A 25,930-nucleotide genomic window follows, 5' to 3' on the forward strand; every position below is an offset into this window, starting at 1 on the left:
GTCACCACTTCAGTGCCGCGATCAGCTGTTCCTCGACGATCGGCGACAGCGTGCGCATGTAGGTCGCCGTCGGGTGGTTGAAGTCCCGGTAGACCCACACGTTGCCGATGATCGGCGGGCACGTGGTCGGTGCGCAGAGGTAGTCCGTGAAGTCCACGAACGAGACCCCTGCCGGGATGCCGGCCACCTCCGTCCACGGCGGTGTCGGCGAGAACATCTCCAGCCGGGGCGAACTGCACTCCGGGGCGTCCGGCCCGTGTGCCTGCGCGCAGGAAGGCGGGTCGAACGCGTGCCTTGGCGTGTCCCGCACGGCCACCACCGGGATCTGCGCGTCCGCCAGGGCCTGCCACACCGACACGTACCCGGTCGGCGTCTCCTCCGTCAGCCCGACCCGCGCGTCCCTGGTCGCCTGCGTGAACACCGCGTCCGGTCTCATGTCGATGATCTTCGCGCGTGCCTGGTCGTTCCAGTCGGTGCAGTCCTGCGGCTCGGGGACGTAGACGTCGGTGGAGAACGGGCAGGCGCCCTTCAGGAACACGGTCAGCGCCCAGTTCCGCTTCTCCGCGATCGGCCGCAGCGCGGGCAGGAACTGCTGCATGTGCGAGTCACCGATCGCCACGACCCGCTTGGCCGGGGTGCCGGTGGTCCTGGTCGTGCAGATGGAGCCGCCGTGGCCGGGGTCAGCCGCGCAGTCCATGCCCTCGCTCGAACCCCAGTCGTCGGGAATCGCGGCCGGTGGCGGCAGCGGGTGGACGTCCTCGGCGCCCCGGTACCGGAAACCCGGGTAGTGGGCGGCCGCGCCGGGGTGGTCGGGGTCGTCGACGGCGAACGCGAACTCGGCGCGCTTGGCGGTGACGAACTGCCACGTGCCCGCGAGCACGAGCACCGGCACCAGCAGCACGACGCCGAACCTGTAGGCGCCCCACCCGCCCGACTCGCCGTGGCGGGACGACCGCGCGGGCACCTCGACGAACCGGTGCGTGAGCGCCGCCAGCACGAACGACACGCCGATGATCAGCGCGCCGCCCTTGATGCCGACCCTCGGCATGTCCCGGTAGGCCAGGTAGAAGATCAGCACCGGCCAGTGCCACAGGTAGAGCGAGTAGCTGATGTCGCCGACGTAGCTCAGCGCGCGGGAGCTGAGGAACCGGTCCGCGCCGGCACGGCTCTCGGTGGCGCCCGCGAGCAGCACCATGGCGGCGGCGAGCGTCGGCCACAACGCGATGTAACCGGGGAAGACGGTGCCGACCTGCAGCAGCAGGCCGCAGCTGACGAGCGCGGCGACACCGAGCCACCCGAGCACGATCCGCACCACGCGCGGGAGCGCGACCGAGTCGACGAACAGGGCGAGCAGGCCGCCGAGCACGAACTCCCAGACGCGGGTGAAGCTGTGGAAGTACGCCAGCGGCTGGTTCACCGTGGTCAGGTAGATCGAGTAGGTGAGCGACGCGGTGCCGACCACGCCGAGTGTCGCGGCCACCCACGTGCGCAACCCGCCGCCGAACCGTTTGGCGAGCACCCCGACGAGCACGAGCAGCAGCGGCCACGCGAGGAACAGCTGGCCCTGGATGGACAGCGACCAGAAGTGCTGCACGGGGCTCTTGCCGTTGTTCTGGGCGAAGTAGTCGACCGAGTCGGCGGCGAGCTGCCAGTTCTCGAAGTACAGCGCGGCCGCGACGACCTCGCGGATCGTCTGGAACCAGCGCGGTTCCGGCAGCACGACCAGGCTGACCGCCATCACCGCCACGAGCACCGTCAGCGCCGCCGGGAAGAGCCGCTTGATCATCCGGCCCCAGAGCGGCCGGAACTCGACCCGCCCCTTCGCGACCGCGCGCGTGAGCTGCCCGGTGAGCAGGAACCCGGAGATCATGATGAACACGTCGACGCCGCCGGACACCCGGTCGAGCCACACGTGGTAGACGACGACGAGGAGAACGGCGAGGGCCCGGAGTCCCTGCAGCTCAGGGCGGAACCTGCGGACGGACGCGCCGCTGCCCACCGGTCGGGTGACCGGCGTCTTTACGTCCTGACCTGCGACTTCCGTGACCATGTGACACTTTCGGGTGAGGGGCGCACATGGTCGCAGCCGAAAGTGAACATCGAAGAATCGGAAGCCGGGTTAGTGATACGAGTCATGCTCGACTCAGGCCCACAACGCCGTCCCGCGCGTGCACGCGCGGGACGATGACCGCGCCACCGACAGAAACGGGCTGGTCAGAGCGTTCCGGTCAGCAGGTCGGCCGCCGCGTACGGGTCCGTCTCCCCCGCCGCGACCCGCTTCGCCAACCGCGACAGCGCCTCGCCGCCGTGGACGCTGCCCAGCCGGGCCCGCAGCGCGGTCACCGCGATGGCCTCGATCTCCCGCTCCGCCCTGCGGACACGACGGGTCGCCAGCTCACCGTGCGACACGAGCCACTCGTGGTGGCTCTCCAGCGCGGCCACCAGCTCGTCGACACCCTCTCCCGCCGAGGCCACCGTGCGCACCACCGGCTGGCGCCACGACGGGCCCAGCTCGCGCCTGCCCAGCGACATCGCGTGCTTGAGGTCGCGCACGGTCTGGTCGGCACCGTCGCGGTCGGCCTTGTTCACCACGAACACGTCGGCCACCTCGAGGATGCCCGCCTTCGCGGCCTGGATGCCGTCGCCCATCCCGGGCGCGAGCAGCACCACCGTGGTGTCCGCGAGCGCCACGATGTCCACCTCGGACTGTCCGACCCCGACGGTCTCGATCAGCACCACGTCGAAACCGGCAGCGTCCAGCACACGCACCGCCTGCGAGGTGGCCGTCGCGAGCCCGCCGAGCGCGCCGCGGGTCGCCATCGAACGGATGTACACGCCGGGATCGACCGTGTGGCTGTGCATGCGGATGCGGTCGCCGAGCAGCGCACCACCGGAGAACGGCGACGACGGGTCGATCGCCAGCACGCCCACCCGCAGGCCCCGGTCGCGGAACGCGGACACCAGCATCGACGTGGACGTCGACTTGCCGACCCCCGGCGGACCGGTCAGCCCCAGCACCCTGGCCCGGCCGGTCAACGGCGACAGCGCCGCCGCGACCGACCTCAGGTGCGGGCTGTCGTCCTCGACGAGCGAGATCAGGCGCGCGACGGCCCTCGCCTGGCCGTCACGCGCCTGCTCGACAAGTTCCGCTACGTCAGTACTGATGTCCGCTCCGCAAGCTCCACTCAGAACCGATACTCGCTCCGCAAGCTCCGCTCAGAACCACTGCTCGCTCCGCAAGCTCCGCTCAGAACCACTGCTCGCTCCGCAAGCTCCGCTCAGAACCAATATTCGCTCCGCAAGCTCCGCTCAGACGCGCAACAACAGTGCGTCGCCCTGGCCACCGCCGCCGCACAGCGCTGCCGCGCCCAGGCCGCCGCCACGACGCTTCAGCTCGTACGCCAGGTGCACGACCAGCCGCGCGCCCGACGCGCCGATCGGGTGGCCGAGCGCGATCGCGCCGCCGTTCACGTTGACGATGTCCTCGCTGATGCCCAGCTTCTCGGTGGACACCAGCCCGACCGCGGCGAACGCCTCGTTGATCTCCACCAGGTCCAGGTCGGACGCGGACAGCTTCGCCTTGTCCAGCGCGGCCCTGATCGCGTTGGACGGCTGCTCGTGCAGGCTCGCGTCGGGCCCCGCGACCACGCCGTGCGCGCCGATCTCGGCCAGCCACTCCAGGCCGAGCTGCTCGGCCTTCGCCTTGCTCATCACCACGACCGCGGCCGCGCCGTCGGAGATCTGCGACGCGGAGCCCGCGGTGATCGTGCCGCTCGCGGCGAACGCGGCCCGCAGCTTGGCCAGCTCCTCGGGGGTGGTGTCGGCGCGCACGCCCTCGTCGGTGTCGAACACGACCGGGTCGCCCTTGCGCTGCGGGATGGTCACCGGGGTGATCTCCTCGGCGAACCGGCCCTGCTCGATCGCGGCGGCCGCACGCTGGTGGGAGCGGGCGGAGAACGCGTCCTGCGCCTCGCGGGTGACGCCGTAGCGTGCGTTGTACTTCTCCGTCGAGGCACCCATCGCGACCTGGTCGAACGCGCAGAACAGGCCGTCGTGCGCCATGTGGTCGAGCATGGTGACGTCGCCGTACTTGAAGCCCGACCGCGACTTCGGCAGCAGGTGCGGAGCCTGCGTCATCGACTCCTGGCCACCGGCGACCACGATCTCGAACTCACCGGCGCGGATCAGCTGGTCGGCGAGCGCGATCGCGTCGAGGCCGGACAGGCAGACCTTGTTGATGGTCAGTGCGGGCACGTCCATCGGGATGCCCGCGGCGACCGCGGCCTGCCGAGCGGGGATCTGGCCCGCGCCCGCGGTCAGCACCTGACCCATGATCGTGTACTCGACCTGTTCCGGCGCGACCCCGGCACGCTCGAGCGCGGCCTTGATGGCGACGCCGCCGAGCTGCGCTCCGGAGAAGTCCTTGAGGGAGCCGAGCAGCCGGCCGATGGGGGTGCGGGCCCCGGCGACGATGACGGATCCAGACACTGCGTGCCTCCAAAAATCGGGTCGGCCCTCGACCTTACCCGTTGGTAGCAAAGGCGGCCCTCCGCTGTGTGAGGACTCGCACAACCGCAGGTCACGGGATCGATCAGGCACCGTATGGTCGGTGGATGGACTCTCTGAAAGGGCTCGTCACGGCCATCGATCACGTGGGAGTCGCCGTGCCCGACCTTGACGAGGCGATCGCCTTCTACCGCGACACCCTCGGCCTCGAACTCGACCACGTCGAGGTGAACGAGGGCCAGGGCACCCGCGAGGCGATGATGCGCGCCCCGGGCGACGACGGCACGGGTTCCGCCGTACAGCTGCTCGCCCCGCTGTCCGCGGACTCGACGATCGGCAAGTTCATCGACCGCAAGGGCCCCGGCGTGCAGCAGGTCGCCTACCGGGTGACCGACATCGAGGCCGCGGAGCAGATCCTGCGCGCCAAGGGCATGCGTGTCCTGTACGACAAGGCCATCACCGGCACCGCGAACAGCAAAGCCAACTTCGTACACCCAAAAGACACCGGCGGCGTACTGGTGGAACTAGTCCAACCAGCCACATAACCCCGCGAGTCCCCGTTTCAGAACCCGCGAGTCCCCCGTTCAGAACCCGCGAGTCCCCGGTTCAGAACCGGTGAGTTCCCCATTCAGAACCGATGAGTTGGCGCTTCGCGTTCGACCGCCGTTGAGCCTGAAACGCAACTCGCCAGTCCCGAACCGGAGACTCGCCAGTCCTGAACCGGAGACTCGCGAGGCCTGAACCGGGGACTCGCGGGTTCTGAACCGGGGACTCGCGAGTTGCGGCTCTCTTGCGCTTCTTGTGGTCACCATCCGTAATAGAGTGACTCACCTCTCGCGGAGCTTCTTCTGAAACGTTACTGGCCGGTAGCGTCGATGGGCATGCAGAAGATTCTCGACGCCATCCTCGCAGGTGACCTGGCTTCCCTCGGCACTCTGCCGGTGCCCGAGTCGTATCGCGGCGTCACCGTGCGCGCCGACGAGGTCGAGATGTTCGCCGGCCGCGCCCACGCGGACAAGGACCCACGCGAATCACTGCACGTCGACGAGGTGCCCACCCCCGAGCTGGGCCCCGGCGAGGCGCTGGTCGCCGTCATGGCGAGCGCCATCAACTACAACACGGTGTGGACGTCGATCTTCGAGCCGATGGACACCTTCGGCTTCCTCCGCCGCTACGGCAGGACCTCTCCCCTGGCCAAGCGCCACGACCAGCCCTACCACGTGGTCGGCTCCGACCTGGCCGGCGTCGTGCTGCGCACCGGCCCCGGCGTGAACGCGTGGCAGGCCGGCGACGAGGTCGTCGCGCACTGCCTGAACGTCGAGCTGGAGCACCCGGACGGCCACAACGACACCATGCTCGATCCCGAGCAGCGGATCTGGGGCTTCGAGACGAACTTCGGCGGGCTCGCGGAGCTGGCGCTGGTCAAGTCCAACCAGCTGATGCCCAAGCCGGCGCACCTGTCGTGGGAGGAGGCCGCCTGCCCCGGCCTGGTGAACTCGACCGCGTACCGGCAGCTGGTCTCCCGCAACGGCGCCGGGATGAAGCAGGGCGACACGGTGCTGATCTGGGGCGCCTCCGGCGGTCTCGGTTCGTACGCCACCCAGTTCGCGCTGAACGGCGGCGCGACACCCGTGTGTGTGGTGTCGAGCCCCCAGAAGGCGGAGATCTGCCGGAAGATGGGCGCCGAGCTGATCATCGACCGCAACGCGGAGGGCTACCGGTTCTGGAAGGACGAGAACACCCAGGACCCCAAGGAGTGGAAGCGCTTCGGCGCGCGGATCCGCGAGCTGACCGGTGGCGACGACCCGGACATCGTGTTCGAGCACCCTGGCAAGGAGACCTTCGGCGCGAGCGTCTACGTCGCCCGCAAGGGCGGCACGATCGTGACGTGTGCTTCGACGAGCGGGTTCATGCACCAGTACGACAACCGGTACCTGTGGATGAACCTGAAGAACATCGTCGGCTCGCACTTCGCGAACTACCGCGAGGCGTGGGAGGCCAACAGGTTGATCGCCAAGGGAAAGATCCACCCCACGCTGTCCGGTGTGTACCCGTTGGAGCAGACCGGGCAGGCGGCGTACGACGTGCACAGGAACGCGCACCAGGGCAAGGTCGGCGTGCTGTGCCTCGCGCCGGAAGAGGGCCTTGGCGTGCGGAATCCCGAGTTGCGCGAGCAACATCTTCCCGCGATCAACCGTTTCCGCGGCGTCTGATCCGGCGACACGACCCGTCCCGCCGCGCCAGGCAAGGTAGCGTGGGGCCCATGGCGCTGGGCGAAGAACGTGATCTTGTACCGCTGGGAGCCGGCTTCGACATAACCAAGCGCGGCTACAGTCGAATGCAGGTCGAGGAACACCTCGAGCAGCTGGACAGCCAGCTGAAGATCCTCGCGGCCGACCGCAACGCGGCGGCGGCGCAGGCGGCTGAGCTCACGTCCCAGCTCGAGCAGGCCCGCACGACGATCGACGACCTGAACAAACAGGTCGAGAAGCTCGCGCAACCCCCGACGACGTTCGATGGTCTCTCGGCGCGCCTGCAGCGGCTGCTACGTCTCGCGCACGAGGAATGCGATGAGATGCGCACCAAGGCGACCGCGGATGCCGAGCACATCCGCGCGAAGGCCAACGCGGAGGCCGACGAGCTGCGCGGCAAGTACGAGCGCCAGCTCAAGGAACTCGACGAGCGCCGCATCGCGATGGAGAAGGAACACCGCAGCGTCCTGGAGAAGGCCCGCAAGGAAGCGGACGAGATCGTCGCGAAGGCGACGTCCGAGGCCGAGGCGACCGAGATCGCCGCGCTGGCCCACCGCACCCAGGTGGAGGAGGACTTCGAGATCGCGATGGCCTCCCGCCGCACCGAGTCGATGCGCGCGCTGGCCGAGCAGGAGGCGACGTCGAAGTCGGAGGCCGAACGGCGTGTCCGCGAGGCGACCGAGGAGGCCAACCGCCGCCGCCACGAGGCCATGACGGAAGCAACGGCCCGCCTGCAGGAGGCGACGGACGAGGCCAACCGCAGGGTCCGTGAGGCCACTGAGGAGTCGAACCGCCGCATCAACCACGCCACCCAGCGCGTGGCCGCGCTGCGCAAGCTCCGCGCGAAGGTCGCCGAGCAGTTGACGTCGGCCCGCGAACTGGTCATCGACGCGCACGCGTACCTGGACAACGCCGTCCCGGCCTTCGAAGCCCTGCCGGAGGAACTGGCGGACGCGGCCGAGGCAGGCGCCAAGCCGACCCCGGCCCCACGCGACCGCAACCCGATGCCCGGCCCGCCGAAGGAGAAGTGGGAGACGTCCGGAGGCAAGGACGCGCCGCCGGTGCCCCCGGAGGTCGCGGCCGCCGAGACGAAGCGCATCACCAGGTGACCGACCTGCTGGCCACCGCCGTCGCGGAGGCCAGACAGGGCCTCGCGGAGGGCGGCATCCCGATCGGCGCCGCCCTCTTCACCACCGGCGGCGAGCTCCTGGGCAGCGGCCACAACCGCCGGGTACAGGACGGCGACCCGTCCCTGCACGCGGAGACCGCCGCGTTCCGCAACGCGGGCCGCAGAAGGCACTACCGCGACACGATCATGGTGACGACCCTGTCCCCGTGCTGGTACTGCAGCGGCCTGGTACGCCAGTTCAACATCCCGAAGGTCATCATCGGTGAAGCGACCACCTTCCACGGCGGCCACGACTGGCTGGCGGAGAACGGCGTGACGATCGAGATCGCCGACGACCAGACGTGCGTCAAGCTGATGACCGACTTCATCAGCACGAACCCAACCCTCTGGCACGAGGACATCGGCGAGTAAACCCCGCCCCAAGCACTACGCCGGGCCAGTGGCCCACTCACGCGGGCTCACCGCGTGATGGCGAACATGTAGCAGCCGTAGGCCACGTTCCGGCTGTGCACCTCCACCACCTCCGGATGCGCGAAAACGGCAGCGACAGCCGCCTCCGGATCGCTCCCGTCATGCACACACGTGGCCGGGTGGATCCACCCGCGAGCGTCATAGGCCCGCAGAGCCTGAGCCCTCCCGACCCATTCCGGCGGGTATCCCGCGGACTCCGGCCCATCACACGGAGCGGCGTGCGCGAACACCGCCCCACGCTCCTCATAGGGAGAAGGCGCAGGCAACGGCGGCGAGTAGTTGAACAGGATCATCTCCTCCCCCGCCACCGCGCCCCGCAGGCAGCACCGCAAGTCCTCCCCGCCGGATGCCACCACAGCCACCCCGTCACCACGAACCGTCAACGGTCGAATCACAGACATGTCCCCAAGCCTGCGCGAGGCGACGGCCAGGATCCGGCGGGAATCGGTCGTCACAGACACGGTGCGAAACAGGCCCCCACCACGGTAGGTTTACGCGCGAGTAGCTAACGGGAGGTCACATGACGGCTTACCAGACCGTGGTCGTCGGTACGGACGGCTCCGACTCGTCCTACCTCGCGGTGGACCGGGCCGCCCGCATCGCGGCCGACGCGGACGCCACCCTCGTCATCGCCTGCGCCTACCACCCGGCCCGCCAGGAAGACGTGAGCCGCGCCCAGGACGTGCTGGGTCCGGACGTCGCGTACCAGGTCGTCGGTTCCTCGCCCGCCGAGGAGACGGTGCGCACGGCCGCGGAACGGGCGAAGAAGCAGGGCGCGACGAAGATCGACACCGTGGTGGTCGACGGTGAGCCGGTCGCGACGCTCACGAAGGTCGTCAAGGAGCGCGCGGCGGATCTGCTGGTGGTCGGCAACCGCGGCCTCAACTCCCTTGCCGGCCGGCTCCTCGGCTCGGTCCCGTCGGAAGCGGCCCGCAAGTCCGGCGTGGACGTGCTCATCGTCCACACCACGTGACCGACGACGAGGCGCTCCAGCAACGCATCGAGCGCATCCTGCTCGGCGGCGGCAGGCAGTACACCCGCGCGCAGGTCGCCGAGCTGTCCGGGGTGTCGCCGGAGCGTTCCAGCGCACTGTGGCGCGCACTGGGCTTCGCCACTCAGGACGACGACGTCGCCGTCTTCACCGACGGCGACGTCCGCGCGCTGCGCATCACCAGCGAGCTGATCCGCGGCGGCATCGTCGACCCGTCGATCGCGACGGCGACCGCACGCATGATCGGCCAGCACATGTCGCGGCTCGCCGAGTCGCAGGTGCACATACTGCGCGACGTCCTCGCCGCGAACCCGGAGATCGGCGCCGACGAGCGCCAGCTCGCGCGGCTCGTCGAGCACCTCACGCCCGAGCTGGAGGCTTTGCAGGACTACGTGTGGCGCAGGCACCTGGCCGCCAACTCCGTCCGCATGCTCGTCGCCCCCGACGAGGACCTCGACGAGCACCGCCAGGTCGTCGGTTTCGCCGACATGGTCGGCTTCACCACGCTGACCCGCCGCGCCAGCGAGGCCGAACTGGTCGCGATCGTGGACCGGTTCGAGGCGCTGGCCGCCGACATCGTCGCCGAGAACCACGGCCGGATCGTGAAGATGCTCGGTGACGAGGTGCTGTTCGTCGCCGACTCCCCCGCCGCCGCCGCCGAGATCGCACTGACCCTCCTCGACCGCGCGGAGAAGGAGGACGGGGTGCCGTCGCTGCGGGCGGGCCTCGCGTACGGGCGGGTGCTCAGCCGCTTCGGCGACGTCTACGGCTCGGTGGTCAACATCGCGAGCCGCCTGACGTCGGTGGCCAGGCCGAGCACGGTGCTCGTCGACCTGGAGATGGCGGAGGCGCTCAAGGACGACCCGGCGTACACGCTCCGCACCCGCAGACCGGTGTCCGTCCGCGGCTACACCCGCCTGCGCTCGTCGGCACTGCGCCGGGCGGGCGACGAGAGCCCGTCACTGGCCGAGTCGGCGCAACGAGTGGCCGCCGAGGTGCTGGGACTGGTCGACGACGAGGACGAGACGCCGCACATCCCGCTCGAACCCGACGACGAGGCGACCACACCACGCAGGAAAGCACGGCGGCGCAGGCGCTGAGCTGTTTGGATGGACCCATGCGCTTCCCCGAGACGCCGCTAGTGCTGCTCCACGCGTTCCCGCTGGACCACCGGATGTGGGACGGGGTGAGAGCCGGGATCGCCGAGCACATCGAACTGCTCACCCCGGACCAGCGCGGCTTCGGCGGCACCCCACTGGGCGACGACGAACCGGACCTGGCGGCGGTGGCCACCGACGTCCTGGACCGGCTGAACGGCCGCAGGGTGGTCCTCGGCGGCTGCTCGATGGGCGGCTACGTGGCGATGTCCATCCTCCGGCAGGCACCGGAACAGGTGGCCGGCCTGCTGCTGGTGTCGACGAGGGCGACCGCCGACGCCGACGCGGGCCGAGCCAACCGCCACGCGATGGCGTCCCGCATCGAGGAGGAGGGCCCGGCGTTCGTCCCGGAGACCGTGCTCCCGACACTGCTGGGCACCGAAACCCACGAACGCCGCCCGGAGGTCGTGGCAGCGGTGCGCACCATGGTGTCCGAACAGGACGGTGCGACGATCGCGTGGGCGCAGCGCGCGATGGCCGTCCGCCCCGACTCGTCGGAACTGCTGCGCGACACCGACGTGCCGACCCTCATCGTGCGCGGCGAACAGGACACCCTGATCCCACCCGACGAGGCGGACGCACTGGCGGCACTGATGCCGAAGGCGGAACTGGTGGTACTGGCCGGCGCCGGCCACCTGCCACCACTGGAGGTCCCGGAGGAGTTCACGGGCGCGGTGGCCCGCTGGCTGGAGTAGCCCACCCCGAGCCCATACGACGGCATCCGGCAGAGCACGCGAAGCCAACGCCCTGAAAGGCGCCTTTCAGGGCATTGCCAACGCCGACCTGCGAAACTCGCGAACCGCCCGCTCAGTGGGTCGCGCTCAAGCTCGGTTTCACCGAGGTGCGCAGGGCCTGGTTCCAGGGCACGTTGTGTTGCTTCTTCCGGCACCCGGATGAATGATGCGGGCCATGCCCGTAACCGTCAGAGCCGACCTCGCCTCCCTGCCCGACTACATCGCAGGCCGGAAGGTGCCCGGGGCCGTCATCCTCTCCAGCAACGAGCTGTCCGGTCCACCGCCCGAGGCCATCCTGGCCGCGGTCGCGGAGGCCGCCGCCGACGTCAACCGCTACCCCGCGATGGGCGCGGACGACCTGCTCGACAAGACCGCGGAGCACTTCGGTCTCGACCGGCCGCGGCTCGCGGTCGGCTGTGGCTCGGTGAGCCTGTGCCAGCAGCTCGTGCAGGCGACGTGCGAGCCGGGTGACGAAGTGATCTTCGGGTGGCGGTCGTTCGAGGCATACCCGATCGTCACGCAGATCGCCATGGCCACCGGGGTGCGGGTGCCGCTGACGCCCGCACAGGGCCTCGACCTCGAGGGCATGCTCGCCGCGGTCACCGACCGCACGCGCCTGCTGTTCGTGTCGAACCCGAACAACCCGACCGGCACCGCGCTGCGGACCGCAGAGCTGACCGCCTTCCTGGACCGCGTCCCGGAGAACGTGCTCGTGGTGCTGGACGAGGCGTACCGCGAGTTCGTGACCGACGAGGACGTGCCGGACGGCTTCACCTTCCTCGACCGCCAGAACGTGGCCGTGCTGCGGACGTTCTCCAAGGCCTACGCGCTGGCCGGTATCCGGCTCGGTTTCCTCGCCGCGTCGCTGGACGTGGCCGCCGGGGTCAGGAAGGTTGGGATCCCGTTCTCGGTGAACCGCATCGCGCAGGCGGCGGGCATCGCGGCCATGGCTGCGACACCGGAGCTGCTGGCACGCTGCGCGGAGGTGACCGCCGAGCGGACCCGCGTGCACGACGCGCTGCTGGAGATGGGCTACGACGTGCCCGCGTCGCAGGCGAACTTCGTATGGCTGCCGCTCGGCGAGAAGACCGCGGAGTTCAACGAGCACTGCCTGGACCAGCGGGTCGTCATCCGGGCGTTCGCCGGTGAGGGCGTACGGGCCACCGTCGGCCTGCCCGCCGAGAACGACGCGTTCCTGGCCGCCGCCAAGTCCTTCCAGCACTGACCGCTGGTCCGCCACGGCGAGTCGCGCGTTCGCACACACCGAGTCGTCCGAATCGGTGTGTCCGAGCGCGCGACTCGCGGACATCCAGGGCATCAGGCGGCGACCTGCCGGGCCTTCAGCTGGTCGACGAAGCGTTGGCGGGCGTCGGCGACCCGGCGCCAGTGGGTGATGCGGTCGAGTTCCGTGGACGCCTTCGCCAGCACCTCGGCGGCGTGCGCGGCGGACTCGATCTCGTTGGCGGCGGCGTCGAGGTCGCCCGCGTCGATCAGCACGTATGCGCGGCGCATCTCGGTCTGGGCGGTGGCGTAGATGGCGTAGGCGGTCATGTTGTCCGCGAGGGCGCCGAGTGGGTGCGACATCGGTTTCTCCGGTCTGTGAGGTGGCTTACACAGACACGTCGAACCTGACGCCGCCGGTTCGACATCCGGCGGACGGGTTTCCTAACGTTTTCGTGTCGGCCGCCGACGGCCGCGTGCCTGCCAGCACCCGAGATGCCAGTGGCGCCGGTCGGCGACCGAGCCGACGTCGTCCGCGGGCCACACCACGACGTGCGCGACGCCGGCCTGGATCTCGTGGTCGCAGCCGGGACACCGGTAGGTCTTCGTCGCCTGCGTGGCGCTCACGTTCCGCACGAGCCAGTCGCCGTCCGGCCCCGACTCGGCACGCTGCCAGCCCGCACTGCCCAACGGGCGCGGCTCGGCACGCGGCACGCGACGGTCACGGTTACGACGAGGCACGGGACCTCACGGTAGCGGCAGGGCAGAATGGGTGCGTGCCGACATACGAGTACCGCTGCCGTGACTGCGCGACCACCTTCGAGGTGCGCCGCTCGATGAGCGAGTCGTCCGCCCCGGCGTCCTGTCCGGATGGCCACGACAACACCGTCAAACTGCTGTCCATGGTCGCCATGACCACCGGCGCCGCGGGCAGCGACGGCGCCTCGGCCCCGGCCGGTGGTGGCTGCTGCGGCGGCGGATGCGGCTGCGGCTGAGCCGCGGACCGATGCCCTGAAAGACGCTTTCGGGGCATCGAGCGACTCGAAAGCGTCTTTCGGGACGTGGCCATCGCGCTCAGCGGTAGTCGCGGAAGCCCTTGCCGGTCTTGCGGCCGAGGCGGCCCGCGGTGACCAGGTGTTCCAGCAGCGGCGCGGGCGCGAACCCGGCGTCCCGGAACTCGTAGTACAGCGTTCGCTCGATGGCCAGTGAGACGTCCAGCCCGACCACGTCCAGCAGCTCGAACGGGCCCATCGGCAGGCCGCAGCCGACCTTCATCGCGGTGTCGATGGCGTCCGCGTCCGCGTAGTGGGCCTCCAGCATCTTCACCGCGTCGTTCAGGTACGGGAACAGCAGTGCGTTCACGATGAAGCCCGCCCGGTCGGCGCAGTGCACCGGGTGTTTGCCGACGGTGCGGCACACCGCGTCGGCGGTCGCGACCACGTCCTCCGCGGTGGAGATGGTCGCGACCACCTCGACGAGCTTCATGACCGGTGCCGGGTTGAAGAAGTGCAGGCCGACGACGTCGGCGGGGCGGGACGTCGCGGCCGCGCACTCGATGACCGGCAGCGACGACGTGGTGGTCGCGAGGATCGCGCCCGGTTTCACCGCCTTGTCCAGTGCCTCGAACACCGTCTGCTTGACCGCCAGCTCCTCCGCGACCGCCTCGACCACCAGGTCGCAGTCCGCCAGGTCGTCGAACGACGTGACCCCCGCGATACGGGCCAGCACCGCGTCCCGGTCCTCTTCGGACAGTCGACCCTTGGTCACCTGCCGGTCGAGGGACTTGCGGATCGCGGCGACGGCGGCCCCCGCCTTCTCCGTCGTGCGGGCGCGCAGCACGACGTCGAAACCCTTCCTGGCGAACACCTCCGCGATGCCGGTGGCCATCGTGCCGGTGCCGACGACCCCCACGCCGCGCACGTCGCGGGCCTGCGCGCTCGCGCTCACGGCCGCCGGTGTGTCCACATCGGACACCACGACCGGCGAGTCGATGGCGTCGTAGGTGTAGAAGCCGCGGCCGGACTTCCTGCCCAGCAGTCCCGCGGTGATCATCTGCTTCAGGATCGGCGCCGGTGCGTGCAGGCGGTCGCGGGACTGGCGGTACATCGTCTCGAGGATCACGTACGCGGTGTCCAGGCCGATGAGGTCCAGCAGTGCCAGCGGTCCCATCGGGTAGCCGCAGCCGAACCGCATGGCCGCGTCGAGGTCCTCGCGCGTCGCGTACCGCGACTCGTACATCGACACCGCGTGGTTGAGGTAGCCGAACAGCAGCGCGTTCGCGATGAAGCCCGCCCGGTCGCCGATGACGACCGGCTCCTTGCCGAGGTCCCGCGCGAACGACTCCACGTCGGCGATCACGTCCGGCTCGGTCACCACCGTGCGCACGATCTCCACCAGCTTGAGCACCGGCGCCGGGTTGAAGAAGTGCAGCCCGACGACCTTGCCCGGCCGTCCTGTGTGGACACCGATCTCCGTGACCGACAACGACGAGGTGTTGGACGCGAGGATCACGTCCGGCCGGCACACCTGCTCCAACTCGGTGAACACCCGCGCCTTCAACTCGAGGCTCTCCGGGATGGCCTCGACCACCAGGTCCACGTCGCCGAGGTCCTTCAGGCTTGTGGTGTAGGTGATCCGCGCCAGCAGCGCGTCGCGCTCGGCGGTGTCGAGCTTGCCGCCCGCCCGTGCCCGTCCGGTGGAGTACTCGATGTGCTCGCGTGCCCTTGCCACGGCCACGTCGTCGACCTCGACCCCGACCACCCGGCGCCCGGTCCTGGCCACCACCTCGGCGATGCCCGCGCCCATCGTCCCGAGCCCGACGACTCCGACGCACTGGATCTCCCGTGCCACCGTGCACCTCCGCAGTCCGTGACCAGACGGGCAAACTCGGACACTACCTGCCAGTAACAAAGGCGGCAGCACAGCCGTGGCCCAGGTCACCGGGCTGTATCGGTCAGGCTTGCGGCAGCTCCGGCCACACCAGCTCGGCGACCGCGGTCGCCGCGGCGCAGGCAGCGTCGATCTGTCCGCCCGCCGCGCGGGAGTAGACGCTGGCCACCTCGTAGGCGTCCTCGCCCGCGATCTCGTCGAACCGGATGTGCGCGGTCTCGACCGCGCAGTAGGAGTTCTCGCCGACCTTCGGGTACCGGTTGGTCGCCGACGGCCGCCCGCCGACCAGCCCCTCCGTGCCGCCCTGGCTGTACACCCCCGGCCGCGGCCCGGCGCCGAACTGGACCCGCACGGTCACCGGCGAGCCGGGCGACCGTTCCCAGAAGCAGGTGTGCCTGCCCGGGTACTCGTCCGGCCTGCTCACCCCTTCGAGCCCCGGGATCGCGGCGATGTCGTCGTCGTCGACGAGCTCGCACGGGTCGATCCTCAGCAGGGAGTTCCGCTCCGGCTCACGGTGCTCGACGTCCCGGTCCGTGATCACGTCGATGGCGTGGTCCATGCCGGTCTCGACCATCGGGCAGGTGTCGGTCGACCCGTCGTACACGCTGGCGGACACCTGCATCGTCACGCCGTCGGGGAACACGAGCAGCTGCGAACAGAACGTCGGCGTGTCGTCCTGCTGCCCCACCCACAGGCCGCCCTCGACGTCCTTGACGTGGTTGTCCGCCAGCTCGGGCTGTGCGGAAAGCACGCTGAACGCGCCGATCGAGAGGATGACGTCGGCGTCCTTCGAGATGTCGTTGACGCGGACCGCGCAGTAGTCGAGCGACTCGGGTGCGGTGAACTCGGCGGTGCCGTACTCGTCGAACGCCCCGGGGTCGGTCAGCGAGCACGGCGCGACGGTGGTGAGGTCGTCGAACACGACCTCGGACGTCAGCTCGTCCGGCACCGTGGTGGTGGCGACCGGCAGCCCGCCGACCTTCGCCGTGCACGCGGACAGGAAACCGACCGCGACCACCGCCACGACCCGAGGAAGAACCGACAACCGCACAACGCCGCCCTAGGTGCTCAACTTTCCCCCGTGCCAAGGCGATTGAAACACGATCAGGGTTTGGGCAGTGCGGGAATCACCAGTTTCGCGATGGCGACCGCACCCCCGCAGCCGTTGTCCCCCTCCGGTGCCTTCGAGTTGTCGAAGTCGACCTCGATGATCTCGTCCGCGCCGTCCTCACCGGTCGAACGGTGCCGCCACTCGAGCCTGCAGGACGCGGCGCCCTCGGTCACGGTCTGGTAGGCGGTGATGCCGCTGCCGATGTCGACCGGCGAACCGGGGTCGACGGTGTCGTCCTTCGGGTCGTAGCCGGTGCGGATCCAGACCGAGATCCTGACCGAGTCGCCGTCCCAGTTGCACCAGTGCAGCGAGTACGGCGACATCTCGGTGTTCGCGCCGACCGCGGTCTTGATCTGGTCGGTGTCCAGCAGCGTGCACGGGTCGGTGCCCGCGACGGAGCCACGCTTGTCCTCCCGCTGCGGCGGGTCGTCGCGGACCATGGCGACGACACCGGTGAGCACGGTGCGACCGGTCGCGCACAGGTCCTCGCCCTCGCCGCCGACCTGCACGCGGAGACCGAAGTTGGGGTTCGTCGAGGTCACAGCACTGACGAAGCAGGCGCTGCCGTCGTCGAGCTCGCTCTCGATCGCGGGCAGCCCGCCGATGTTCTGGTCGGCCTCGGTGGCGTTGTTGATGGTCTCGCCGACGTAGAGCGTGATGTTGAGATCCTTGCCGTCCTTGTCCTCCATGTAGTTGGAGCACTCGCTGAAGTCGCGTGTCCGGTTGTTGGCCGGGGTGCCGAGCGAGGCCAGGATGTCCTCACTGAGCAGGGCACACGGGTCGAGCTTGCGGAGCTCCTCGGTGGAGAACGCGGGGTCGTTGGTCTTCGGCTTGCCGGTGCTGGTGCCGGTGCCGGTGTCCACCTGACCCGCGGGCACGGTGCTGCGCGGAAAGGTCTGCTTGGCGGTGTCCACCGCCTCGCCACACCCGGCGAGCACAACGGCGGCGACCGCGCTCAGTACGACAAGGGCTCCCCTCACACGTGCACCGTAGCCATCGCGCGCGCACCGCGTGCGGGGAACACCCGAATCAGGGCCGCTCACCCCTTCCGACCAGGGACTGTGCCGTGCGGTGGCGGCGCGAACACCGCGCGTGTCCACGCGCCGGGGCCGTGCTCAGAACAGGCGGAACTGCAGTAGCAAACCCAAGGTGGCCGCTTACCTGCCGATGAGGCATCAGGCGCCGACGTTATGACCCGGGGCATGCAGGGCCGCGACCGTCGCCGACGAGAGCAGATCCGCACGAACGGGCCTCGCGAGTCGTTCACTTTGGACGAGATCGGAGCGCGTGATCTGTGGCGTTGCGCATCTGCCTTGACCCCGTCGACCGACGGTTCCGTGCACCCGACCCGCCGCGGTCACCCAGCGTTGACCACATCAAGTCCGTCTCTACGGGTGGAACGCACACGAAGAACAACGTCCGACTCACACACCTGTTCTGCAACATGGGCCGCGGTTACGTCGACAAGCCCACGCTGAGCTCGGTGAGAGTCATCCAGAGCCCAGCGCGCCGCGTCGCACGCTTCGAGGCCAGCCAGTAGATCACAGCTTCGTTCGACTGGCAGTGAACTCCCGGATACGACGCCCCCGCGTCCACCGCCCGAGGGGGTCGACAAGGGCGCGGACAGAGGTAACGCTTCCGACCTGGACGCCGACACACGGCGACGTGGACATCAGCCGAACGGGTCGGGTGCTCGCGGGGGTCGGCATCGTGTTCAGTGTGGTCCTGCTACTGAACGGTGCTCTGCTTACCCCGCTTCTAGCGGTGCTGGTGGGTGCCGCGCTCATCCTGTTTGGTGTCCACCGTGTGCTGAAGGCGAGACGAGCAGAGCGGTAGAACGTGCGGCGGTTGTGGGTTGTCCTCGCCGGACGGGCAGGTCTCGGGGGTGGCGGGGGATGCTGTTTGGCGGCGGTTTGGGCGGGTCCCCCTGCGGGGTGGGCTTGCGCCACCGTCAGGGTTGCGCAGGCAGAGGCCCCGCTTCGCGGGCCCGGGGCGCGTAGCGCCCGGGGGTAAAGGCGCGCTGACGGCGTGGTAATGCCCTGAAAGGCGCGTTCAGGGCGCTGGGCGCCCTGAATGGCCCATTGAAGGCACTCGTTGTGCCGTGAACACGCCTTTCCCGGCATCGACCCAGATGACGGGTCCGTACGCCAAGCCACTTCATATGATCTTCACGGAATCAATTGTCTAGGCGTCGACCTGCGCCGAGGTGATCACCACCTGCCGCCGCGCCAGGCCGTGGGTGATCAACCGTCGTGCACGACCGTCGCCGGATCCCAACGCCCCGGCTTCGGGAACTACCCGTCGGTACTGCTCGACGCGGTGAGTCGATCGTGGCGCTGAGCAAGTACCTCGGCCACGGCTCTCCGGCGTTCACGTCGAAGGTCTACACGCACCTGATGCCGACCAGCGAGGAGCGGACCAAGACGGCCCTCGATGCGGTGCTGTCCACGTGGTGTGCCCCGACTAGGAGAAGACGAGGAGCTGCCCTGCGATGACACTCAGAACAGGCGGAACTCGTCCGACTCGATGCCGCGCAGCGCGTCGTAGTCGAGGGTCACGCAGCGGATGCCCCGGTCCTCCGCGAGGGTGCGGGCCTGGGGCTTGATCAGCTGTGCCGCGAACACGCCCCGCACCGGCGCCAGCAGTGGGTCGCGGTTGAGCAGCTCCAGGTACCTGGTCAGCTGCTCGACACCGTCGATCTCGCCCCTGCGCTTGATCTCCACCGCCACCGTGGCACCGGCGTTGTCGCGGCAGAGGATGTCGACCGGGCCGATGGCGGTCATGTACTCGCGGCGGACCAGCGAGTAGCCATCACCCAGCGTGGTGATGTGCTCGGCCAGCAGCTCCTGCAGGTGGGCCTCCACACCGTCCTTGACCAGGCCCGGTTCCGCACCCAGTTCGTGGGCGCTGTCGTGCAGGACCTCGTCGAGGGAGATGACCAGCTTCTCGCCCGCCTTGTTGGACACCGTCCACGTGCCGTCGCCCTCGGTGAGCCAGCACGGGGGGCTCATCCAGTTCAGCGGCTTGTACGCGCGGTCGTCCGAGTGCACGGACACCGACCCGTCGGCCTTGACGAGCAGAAGTCTGGTGGCCATGGGCAGATGGGCGGTCAACCTGCCCGCGTAGTCGACCTGGCAGCGAGCGATCACAAGACGCACCGAAGCAGGCTAGCCGACCAGCCCCGCGTCCTTGGCGAGCACCGCCGCCTGGACGCGGGACCGCAGGTCGAGCTTGGTGAGCACCCGCGACACGTGTGTCTTCACGGTCGCCTCGCCGACGCTAAGGCGCCTGGCGATCTGCTGGTTCGAAAGGCCCTCCCCCAGGCACACCAGCACGTCGTGCTCCCGCTGGGTCAGTTCGTCGAGCGCGGCCGGGCGGATCACCGCGGGCCGTGACGACGCGAACGTGGCCATCAACCTGCGGGTCACACTCGGTTCTATGACGCCGTCACCGGCGGCGACCAGGCGGACCGACTCGACCAGTCGTGGCGCGTCCACCGACTTCAGCAGGAAACCGGCCGCGCCCGCGCGCATCGCGCCGTAGACGTACTCGTCCATGTCGAACGTGGTCAGCACGATCACCTGCGCCGTCCCCGCCTCGATGACCTGCCGCGTCGCGGTCAGCCCGTCGGTGCCCGGCATCCGCACGTCCATCAGCACGACGTCGGGCCGCAGCGCCGCCGCCTTGCGCACGGCCGCCGCACCGTCCTCGGCCTCCGCGACCACCTCGATGTCCGGCGCGCCGGACAGGATCATCCCGAGCCCAGCCCGGATCGCCGCGTGGTCGTCGGCGATCAGCACCCGGATGGCGCCGCTCACAGGTCCTCCTCCGCGGGCAGCTCCGCCCGCACCCGCCACTGCCGCTCGTGCGGCCCCGCCTCGAGCACACCACCGACCGCCTGCGCGCGCTCGCGCATGTTCAGCAGCCCGCGCCCCGCACCGGCCTCCGCAGTGGCCGCCGTGCGGTCGTTGACCACCTCGACCACGAGCACCGAGTCGCGTCGGCCGACCGTCACCGAGGCCCGCGCACCCGGCGCGTGCTTGGCCACGTTCGTCAGCGCCTCCTGCACGATCCGGTACGCCGACAGGTCGACCGCCACCGGCAGCTCGGTTTCGAGGTCGGCCGACGCCGACACCGACAGGCCCGCCGCCCGCGCGGACTCCAGCAGTTGCGCGATGTCGCGCAGCCTGGCGGGCGCGGTGTGCTCCTCGACCGGCTCGTCGGACCGCAGCAGGTGGATCATCGCGCGCATCTCGGTAAGCGACTGCACACTGTTCTCCCGCACCGACTTCAGCACCCTCCGCACGGCGACCGGGTCACCGTCCACCATGGACAGCACCGCCTCGGACTGGATCGCGATCGCCGACAGGTGCCCGGCGATCACGTCGTGGAGGTCGCGCGCCATCCGCGCCCGCTCCTCCCGCACCGCCGCGTCCCGGTCCAGCTCGGCGATCCGCGCGACCTGGTCGGCCCGCGCCCGTTCCGCGGTCGCCGCCTCCCGGTGCCACCGCACGTTCATGGCCCACCACACGGGGATCAGCGGGATGCCGCACACCTGCAGCAGTGTCAGCACGACGTCGCGCAGGTCGTGCGCCGACATGATCGACACGACCACCAGCACGAGCACCACCGCGCCGCAACCCCACACGACGAGCCGGTTGGTGCGCCGCGAACCGTAGAGCGTCGCGGCGAAGAGCAGGTCGGTCAGCACGATCACGGTGGGCAGGGACACGCCGACGACCAGCTCCGGCGCGGTCGCCGCGAGTCCGATCAGGAGCCCGGTGCCCGGCGCGCGCCTGCGCAGCAGCTCCGCGCAGCAGAGCACGGCGAGCGTCAGCATCCGGACGGGGTGCCCTGGCGGCAGCGTGTGCGGCCCGACATTCGCGATCGCGGGCAGCCCGGACACGAGGATCACCGAGCCGACGCCGAACAGCAGCACGGCCTGCAGCACCGCGGCACGTGGCTCCACCCACGCGAGCAACCGCTCGACCGTCCCGTTCACGAAGCCCATCACAGCACACGCGCGCACGCGCGGGCGTCCGCACAACGATGGCACCACACCTCCGCCGAAGTGATGACCTCGCCTGCCCCGCCTTGCCGACGACAGTGGCGGGACCCGCCCGGCACCGTTGACGGCATGGCGGACATCAGCCCACTCGCGATCGCGATCATCGTCTGTGAGATCGGGTTCTGGGTCATGCTCGCGGCCGGGCTCGCCGCCCGGTACCTGCTGCGGTGGCGGCGCACGAGCGTGGTCCTGCTGGTGGGCACACCGCTGCTGGACCTCGCGCTGCTGGCGTTCACGGTGGCCGACCTGCGGGGCGGCGGCGAGGCGACGACGGTGCACGGGCTCGGCGCGGCCTATCTCGGGTTCAGCGTCGCGTTCGGGCACAGCCTCGTCCGGTGGGCCGACCAGCGCGTCGCACACCGGTTCGCGGGCGGTCCGCCGCCGGTGAAGCCGCCAAGGCGCGGGCCGGAGAAGGTGCGGTACGAGTGGCGCGAGTGGGGCAAATGCCTTGCGGGGGCGGCGATCGCGTGCGCGGCGATGGCACTGCTGTCCTTCGTGGTCGCGTCACCGGCGCAGACCGAGGCCCTGTGGGGTGTCGGCGGCTGGATGATGCGGCTGGGTGTGGTGACGGGGATCTGGCTCGTGGCCGGTCCGCTGTGGACGACGTTGGCGAATGTGCGCATCAGGGGGTTGCGATGAAATGGTTCACCGAGGCGATCGGGATCGTGCTCTGTATCCAGGGCGTTGGCGGCGGGCTCAGCGCGCTGCTGGAGGGCGGGCGCAGCTGGTTCCTGGTCCGGTACGTGGTGCCAGGCGGCGCACAGGTCGCCGTCGCGGCAGTGCTCGCGCTGGTGGGGGTGCTGGTGCTGGTCGCGGGGTCCCGCAAGCGCCAGTACGCGTGAGCGACGGGGCCCGCGGGACGGCAACCGCAGGGGGCTCGCGGGCCCCGTCACACCTGCCGGACCACCACGCCCGCCGCTTCGAGGGCCGCGACCTCGGCCGCGGGCGCGTCCGTGTCGGTCACGACCACGTCCAGATCGGACACCGGCGTCACCACGGCCAGCGCGGTGCGGGTGAACTTCGGCGAGTCGGCCACGGCGATCACCCGGCTCGCCGAGCGCATCGCGGCCCGCTTCACCGCGGCGTCGGCCAGGTCGTGGCCGGTCACGCCGTGCGCGGCGGTCAGCCCGCAGCACCCGAGGACGGCCGTGTCGAACCGCAGCGACGCGAGCGAGGCCTCGGTCAGCGGCCCGGTCAGCGCCAGTTCCCCCAGCCGCGGCGCGCCACCGGGGAACAGCAGCGTCAGCGCGGGCGCGCCCACCAGCACGTTCGCCGCGTGCAGGGACAGCGGCACGACCGTGAGCCGCCGGTGCCGCACCGCCCGCGCCACGGCGACGCACGTGGTCCCGCTGTCCAGCACCACCGACTCGCCGTCCGCGAGCAGCGCCGCGACCGCCTCGGCGATCCGCCGCTTGGCCGCGACGCCCTCGGTGGCCCGCAGCGCGTAGGGCGGCTCCTCGCCACGCAACAGCAGGCTCCGCGCACCGCCCCGGTAACGCTCCAGCACGCCCTGCGCCGCGAGCACCTCCAGGTCACGCCGGATGGTCATCTCGGAAGCGCCGGTCAGCGCGGCCAGCCCGGCCACGCTCATCTCCCCGGCATCCCTGGTCGCCTCGACGATCCGCCGCAGTCGTTCAGTGCTCACGAACACCACAATAGTGCGTAGCCCCGACTAACGAACATGGGTTATGTTCGAAAGGTGATGCGCCGCGCTCGGACAGCGACCTTTGCCTTCTTCGGCCTGAACGGTTTCGTCATCGGCATGTGGGTCGTCCACATCCCGGTCATCGAACAGCGGGCCGGCATCGACCACGCCACGTTCGGCCTGCTCCTGCTGCTGCTCGGCGGCGGCGCGTTCGCGGGCATGCAGGTCGCGGGCCCGCTCACCGACCGGTTCGGCCCGCACCGCGTGGTGCCGCTGTCGGCGGTCCTCTGCACGACCGCGCTGATCCTGCCCGGCCTCGCCACCAGCGGCGTCGCGCTCGGCGCGGCACTGCTCGCGCTCGGCCTCGGCAACGGCTGCCTCGACGTCAGCATGAACGCGCACGCGGTCGAGGTGGAACACGCCTACGGGCGCACGATCATGTCCGCCTTCCACGCGGTGTGGTCGGTCGGCGGTTTCCTGGCAGCGCTCGCCGGTGCCCGCACCCTGACCTGGGGCTGGTCCCCGGCGACCACGTTCGCCGTCGCGACCGGGATCACGCTGGCCATCGCCGCGGCCGCCACCCCAGCGCTCCTGCGCAAGGCACCGAAACCGGCCGCCGATGGCCGCGAGCAGCGCAGGCGCACCCCTGGCCGCATCTGGTGGCTGGCCCTGATCGCGTTCCTGCTGATGCTGGCCGAGGGCGTGGCGAACGACTGGAGCGTGCTGCACCTGAGCACGGTCCTCGGCGCGCCGGAGGCGACCGCCGCGTACGCGTACGGATGTTTCGCCGCCGCCATGACCATCGGCCGCCTGCTCACCGACCCGGTGTCCCAGCGGTTCGGCCCGGTGGCGATCGTCCGGTACGGCTCGGTGATCGCGACGGCGGGCATCGTGACCGCGTCGCTCACCACGTCGATCCCGGTCGCGCTCGCCGGGTGGACGCTGTTCGGCATCGGCCTGTCCGGCGCCGTGCCGCAACTGTTCAGCGCCGCGGGCCACGCCGACCGCGAGAACGCGGGCGCGAACGTGTCCCGGGTCGCGGGCCTCGGCTACCTCGGCATCCTCGCGGGCCCGGCCGTGGTGGGCCCGATGACCCACCTGATGCCGCTCAACCACACGTTCCTGCTGATCGCGGTGTTCTGCGTGGTCGCGGTCGCGGCGGCGGGAATCCTCAGTCCGGCCACTCCGCACGACGCTTCTCCAGGAACGCCGCCATCCCCTCCCGGGCACCGGGAAGCTGGGACGCGGCAGCCATGACCTCGACGGCGATCGCGTAGGCGTCGGCCTCCGGCCGGTCGAGCTGGGCGTAGACGGTCTGCTTGCCGATGGCCTTGCTGGCCCGGCTCCCCCGCGTGGCCCTGGCCAGCAGCTCGTCGACGGCGGCGTCGAGCGCGTCGGCCGGGACGACCCTGTTGACCAGGCCCCACTCGAGCGCGGTCGGCGCGTCGATCACGTCACCGGTCAGCACCATCTCCATCAGGCGCTTGCGCCCGATGCCGCGCGCCACCGGCACCGCGGGCGTGTGGCAGAACCAGCCACCCTTGCCCCCCGGCAACGCGAACCCGGCCGACTCGGCCGCCACCGCCAGGTCGCAGGAGGCCACGAGCTGGCACCCGGCCGCGGTCGCGAGCCCGTGCACCCGCGCGATCACCACCTGCGGCACCGACTCGATGGTCTTCATCAGCGCGGTGCACAGCTGCAGCAGGTCCCGGACGCCCATGAGGTCACGGGACGCCACGTCACCGAAGTCGTGCCCCGCCGAGAACACCGGGCCCTCGGCCGCGAGCACGATGCCGCTCGCGGCCGAGTCGCCCGCGTCCTCGAACGCGCTGAGCAGCTCGGACAGGTGCTCGTAGGACAGGGAGTTGCGCCGCGCGGGCCGGTTCATGGTGATCCGGACCGTGTCACCGTCCTCCTCGACAACGATGTGCTGTGCCATGCCCCGACCGTAGCCCCGCCGCGGCGGACGGGGCCAGCGCTCAGTGCTCCAGCACGGCCTGCAGGAACGTGCGCGTGCGCTCGTGGTCCGGCTCGCTGAACAGCTTGTCCGGCGGCGCGTCCTCCAGGACGTGGCCGTGGTCGAACATCATCACCCGGTCGGACACGTCCCGCGCGAAACCCATCTCGTGGGTCACGCACAGGAACGTGATGTCCGTGGTCTTCGCGATGTCCTTCAACAGCGCCAGCACACCGGCGACCAGCTCCGGGTCCAGCGCCGAGGTGACCTCGTCCAGCAGCAGCACGTCGGGCCGCATGGCGAGCGCCCGCGCGATCGCCACCCGCTGCTGCTGCCCACCCGAGAGCTGCGAAGGGTGCGCGTCGATCTTGTCCGACAGCCCCACCAGTTCGAGCAGGTCCCTGGCGCGTTCCTCGGCCTCCGCCCTGGACAGGCCAAGCGCCCGGATCGGCGCCTCGGTGAGGTTCTGCAGCACCTTCATGTTGGGGAACAGGTTGAACTGCTGGAACACCATGCCGATGCGCTTGCGGATCTGCCGCTGGTACTTGTCGTCGGCAGGCACCCACCGCTCACCCCGGCGCATGTGGCTCAGGCAGTCGCCGCCGACGTGGATCCGCCCGCCGCTGACCTGTTCCAGGGTCATCAGCAGCCGCAGGATGGTCGTCTTGCCCGAGCCGCTCGGCCCGATCAGCGTGACGAACTCCCCCGGTTCGACCGCGAAGTTCAGTTCGTCCAGCACCACGTTCTGGCCGAACCTCTTCATCACGCCGTCGAACCGGATCATGACATCGGACGCCGG

28 protein-coding genes are annotated in these 25,930 nt (G+C 70.3%); 13 read left to right on the forward strand and 15 right to left on the reverse strand.

All coding sequences use genetic code 11. The annotated features are described in order from the left end of the window. Nucleotide 1: 1 nt before the first annotated feature. The 3 genes from ACFPCV_RS24350 to ACFPCV_RS24360 form a co-directional block, all read right to left on the reverse strand. Nucleotides 2-2,050 (reverse strand): acyltransferase family protein, encoded by a 2,049-nt coding sequence (locus ACFPCV_RS24350; protein WP_378058611.1) that lies wholly within the window; start codon nucleotides 2,048-2,050, stop codon nucleotides 2-4. A gap of 164 nt (nucleotides 2,051-2,214) precedes the next feature. After that, entirely contained in the window at nucleotides 2,215-3,165 is a 951-nt protein-coding gene (gene meaB / locus ACFPCV_RS24355) for a methylmalonyl Co-A mutase-associated GTPase MeaB (RefSeq protein WP_378058749.1), read from the reverse strand. Nucleotides 3,166-3,309: 144 nt separating this feature from the next. Continuing rightward, entirely contained in the window at nucleotides 3,310-4,488 is a 1,179-nt protein-coding gene (locus ACFPCV_RS24360; protein WP_378058612.1) for an acetyl-CoA C-acetyltransferase, read from the reverse strand. Between the two features lie 125 nt (nucleotides 4,489-4,613). Between ACFPCV_RS24360 and mce the strand changes: the two genes are divergently transcribed. From mce to ACFPCV_RS24380, 4 genes are all read left to right on the forward strand, one after another. Continuing rightward, the gene (gene mce / locus ACFPCV_RS24365; protein ID WP_378058613.1) at nucleotides 4,614-5,051 is read left to right on the forward strand and encodes a methylmalonyl-CoA epimerase; all 438 of its coding nucleotides are present in this window, start codon (nucleotides 4,614-4,616) and stop codon (nucleotides 5,049-5,051) included. Nucleotides 5,052-5,387: 336 nt separating this feature from the next. Continuing rightward, complete coding sequence (ccrA, locus tag ACFPCV_RS24370) at nucleotides 5,388-6,719, forward strand: crotonyl-CoA carboxylase/reductase (RefSeq protein WP_378058614.1); 1,332 nt, start codon at nucleotides 5,388-5,390, stop codon at nucleotides 6,717-6,719. A 50-nt stretch (nucleotides 6,720-6,769) separates the two neighbouring features. Next, a complete protein-coding gene (locus ACFPCV_RS24375; RefSeq protein WP_465251572.1) occupies nucleotides 6,770-7,867 on the forward strand; it encodes a chromosome segregation protein in 1,098 nt (365 codons plus the stop codon). 5 nt (nucleotides 7,868-7,872) lie between these two features. Further along, nucleotides 7,873-8,298: a nucleoside deaminase gene (locus tag ACFPCV_RS24380; RefSeq protein ID WP_378058750.1), complete on the forward strand. Its 426-nt coding sequence runs from the start codon at nucleotides 7,873-7,875 to the stop codon at nucleotides 8,296-8,298. A gap of 47 nt (nucleotides 8,299-8,345) precedes the next feature. On the opposite strand, the gene ACFPCV_RS24385 is transcribed toward ACFPCV_RS24380, so the two are convergent. Then, entirely contained in the window at nucleotides 8,346-8,759 is a 414-nt protein-coding gene (locus tag ACFPCV_RS24385; RefSeq protein WP_378058616.1) for a DUF1203 domain-containing protein, read from the reverse strand. Nucleotides 8,760-8,878: 119 nt separating this feature from the next. Between ACFPCV_RS24385 and ACFPCV_RS24390 the strand changes: the two genes are divergently transcribed. From ACFPCV_RS24390 to ACFPCV_RS24405, 4 genes are all read left to right on the forward strand, one after another. Then, on the forward strand, nucleotides 8,879-9,331 hold the full coding sequence (locus tag ACFPCV_RS24390) for a universal stress protein (RefSeq protein ID WP_378058617.1): 453 nt from the start codon (nucleotides 8,879-8,881) through the stop codon (nucleotides 9,329-9,331). Next, nucleotides 9,328-10,449, forward strand: a complete 1,122-nt coding sequence (locus ACFPCV_RS24395) for an adenylate/guanylate cyclase domain-containing protein (protein ID WP_378058618.1) — start codon at nucleotides 9,328-9,330, stop codon at nucleotides 10,447-10,449. Before ACFPCV_RS24390 ends, ACFPCV_RS24395 begins: the two co-directional genes overlap by 4 nt. Nucleotides 10,450-10,466: 17 nt before the next feature. Beyond that, the gene (locus ACFPCV_RS24400; RefSeq protein ID WP_378058619.1) at nucleotides 10,467-11,201 is read left to right on the forward strand and encodes an alpha/beta fold hydrolase; all 735 of its coding nucleotides are present in this window, start codon (nucleotides 10,467-10,469) and stop codon (nucleotides 11,199-11,201) included. Nucleotides 11,202-11,415: 214 nt separating this feature from the next. Further along, entirely contained in the window at nucleotides 11,416-12,465 is a 1,050-nt protein-coding gene (locus ACFPCV_RS24405; protein ID WP_378058620.1) for a histidinol-phosphate transaminase, read from the forward strand. 92 nt (nucleotides 12,466-12,557) lie between these two features. On the opposite strand, the gene ACFPCV_RS24410 is transcribed toward ACFPCV_RS24405, so the two are convergent. Further along, complete coding sequence (locus tag ACFPCV_RS24410; RefSeq protein WP_378058621.1) at nucleotides 12,558-12,824, reverse strand: hypothetical protein; 267 nt, start codon at nucleotides 12,822-12,824, stop codon at nucleotides 12,558-12,560. 81 nt (nucleotides 12,825-12,905) lie between these two features. Next, a complete protein-coding gene (locus ACFPCV_RS24415; RefSeq protein ID WP_378058622.1) occupies nucleotides 12,906-13,202 on the reverse strand; it encodes a hypothetical protein in 297 nt (98 codons plus the stop codon). Nucleotides 13,203-13,237: 35 nt separating this feature from the next. Here ACFPCV_RS24415 and ACFPCV_RS24420 point away from each other — a divergent pair, with 35 nt between their 5' ends. Next, nucleotides 13,238-13,456, forward strand: a complete 219-nt coding sequence (locus ACFPCV_RS24420) for an FmdB family zinc ribbon protein (RefSeq protein WP_378058623.1) — start codon at nucleotides 13,238-13,240, stop codon at nucleotides 13,454-13,456. Nucleotides 13,457-13,535: 79 nt separating this feature from the next. Here ACFPCV_RS24420 and ACFPCV_RS24425 read toward each other — a convergent pair whose 3' ends face one another. The 3 genes from ACFPCV_RS24425 to ACFPCV_RS24435 form a co-directional block, all read right to left on the reverse strand. Continuing rightward, nucleotides 13,536-15,311, reverse strand: a complete 1,776-nt coding sequence (locus tag ACFPCV_RS24425; RefSeq protein ID WP_378058624.1) for a 3-hydroxyacyl-CoA dehydrogenase family protein — start codon at nucleotides 15,309-15,311, stop codon at nucleotides 13,536-13,538. Between the two features lie 103 nt (nucleotides 15,312-15,414). Beyond that, nucleotides 15,415-16,374 carry a hypothetical protein gene (locus ACFPCV_RS24430; protein WP_378058625.1) on the reverse strand — a complete coding sequence of 320 codons (960 nt, stop codon included), beginning with the start codon at nucleotides 16,372-16,374 and terminating at the stop codon, nucleotides 15,415-15,417. A gap of 80 nt (nucleotides 16,375-16,454) precedes the next feature. Further along, nucleotides 16,455-17,441 carry a DUF3558 family protein gene (locus tag ACFPCV_RS24435; RefSeq protein WP_378058626.1) on the reverse strand — a complete coding sequence of 329 codons (987 nt, stop codon included), beginning with the start codon at nucleotides 17,439-17,441 and terminating at the stop codon, nucleotides 16,455-16,457. A 314-nt stretch (nucleotides 17,442-17,755) separates the two neighbouring features. Here ACFPCV_RS24435 and ACFPCV_RS24440 point away from each other — a divergent pair, with 314 nt between their 5' ends. Continuing rightward, on the forward strand, nucleotides 17,756-18,001 hold the full coding sequence (locus ACFPCV_RS24440) for an HNH endonuclease (RefSeq protein WP_378058627.1): 246 nt from the start codon (nucleotides 17,756-17,758) through the stop codon (nucleotides 17,999-18,001). Nucleotides 18,002-18,959: 958 nt separating this feature from the next. On the opposite strand, the gene nucS is transcribed toward ACFPCV_RS24440, so the two are convergent. From nucS to ACFPCV_RS24455, 3 genes are read right to left on the reverse strand one after another with little or no spacing between them, the layout of a single operon-like run. Continuing rightward, nucleotides 18,960-19,619 (reverse strand): endonuclease NucS, encoded by a 660-nt coding sequence (nucS, locus tag ACFPCV_RS24445; RefSeq protein ID WP_378058628.1) that lies wholly within the window; start codon nucleotides 19,617-19,619, stop codon nucleotides 18,960-18,962. Between the two features lie 9 nt (nucleotides 19,620-19,628). Next, entirely contained in the window at nucleotides 19,629-20,279 is a 651-nt protein-coding gene (locus ACFPCV_RS24450; protein ID WP_378058629.1) for a response regulator, read from the reverse strand. After that, on the reverse strand, nucleotides 20,276-21,463 hold the full coding sequence (locus ACFPCV_RS24455; protein ID WP_378058630.1) for a sensor histidine kinase: 1,188 nt from the start codon (nucleotides 21,461-21,463) through the stop codon (nucleotides 20,276-20,278). The genes ACFPCV_RS24450 and ACFPCV_RS24455 overlap by 4 nt, the downstream gene beginning before the upstream one ends. 135 nt (nucleotides 21,464-21,598) lie before the next feature. Here ACFPCV_RS24455 and ACFPCV_RS24460 point away from each other — a divergent pair, with 135 nt between their 5' ends. Further along, entirely contained in the window at nucleotides 21,599-22,168 is a 570-nt protein-coding gene (locus ACFPCV_RS24460; protein WP_378058631.1) for a hypothetical protein, read from the forward strand. After that, complete coding sequence (locus ACFPCV_RS24465) at nucleotides 22,165-22,371, forward strand: hypothetical protein (protein WP_378058632.1); 207 nt, start codon at nucleotides 22,165-22,167, stop codon at nucleotides 22,369-22,371. Before ACFPCV_RS24460 ends, ACFPCV_RS24465 begins: the two co-directional genes overlap by 4 nt. A 47-nt stretch (nucleotides 22,372-22,418) precedes the next feature. Here the strand turns inward: ACFPCV_RS24465 and ACFPCV_RS24470 are convergent, their stop codons facing one another. Then, the gene (locus ACFPCV_RS24470) at nucleotides 22,419-23,174 is read right to left on the reverse strand and encodes a DeoR/GlpR family DNA-binding transcription regulator (RefSeq protein WP_378058633.1); all 756 of its coding nucleotides are present in this window, start codon (nucleotides 23,172-23,174) and stop codon (nucleotides 22,419-22,421) included. 57 nt (nucleotides 23,175-23,231) lie between these two features. Between ACFPCV_RS24470 and ACFPCV_RS24475 the strand changes: the two genes are divergently transcribed. After that, the gene (locus ACFPCV_RS24475; protein WP_378058751.1) at nucleotides 23,232-24,431 is read left to right on the forward strand and encodes an MFS transporter; all 1,200 of its coding nucleotides are present in this window, start codon (nucleotides 23,232-23,234) and stop codon (nucleotides 24,429-24,431) included. Here ACFPCV_RS24475 and ACFPCV_RS24480 read toward each other — a convergent pair. Then, nucleotides 24,346-25,113, reverse strand: a complete 768-nt coding sequence (locus ACFPCV_RS24480; RefSeq protein ID WP_378058634.1) for an enoyl-CoA hydratase-related protein — start codon at nucleotides 25,111-25,113, stop codon at nucleotides 24,346-24,348. The genes ACFPCV_RS24475 and ACFPCV_RS24480 overlap by 86 nt on opposite strands. Before the next feature lie 40 nt (nucleotides 25,114-25,153). Next, on the reverse strand, nucleotides 25,154-25,915 hold the full coding sequence (gene ehuA, locus ACFPCV_RS24485; RefSeq protein WP_378058752.1) for an ectoine/hydroxyectoine ABC transporter ATP-binding protein EhuA: 762 nt from the start codon (nucleotides 25,913-25,915) through the stop codon (nucleotides 25,154-25,156). Nucleotides 25,916-25,930: the final 15 nt, after the last annotated feature.

Origin of the sequence: Actinophytocola glycyrrhizae (assembly GCF_042653545.1) — a bacterium.
Taxonomy (GTDB): Bacteria; Actinomycetota; Actinomycetes; order Mycobacteriales; family Pseudonocardiaceae; genus Actinophytocola; species Actinophytocola glycyrrhizae.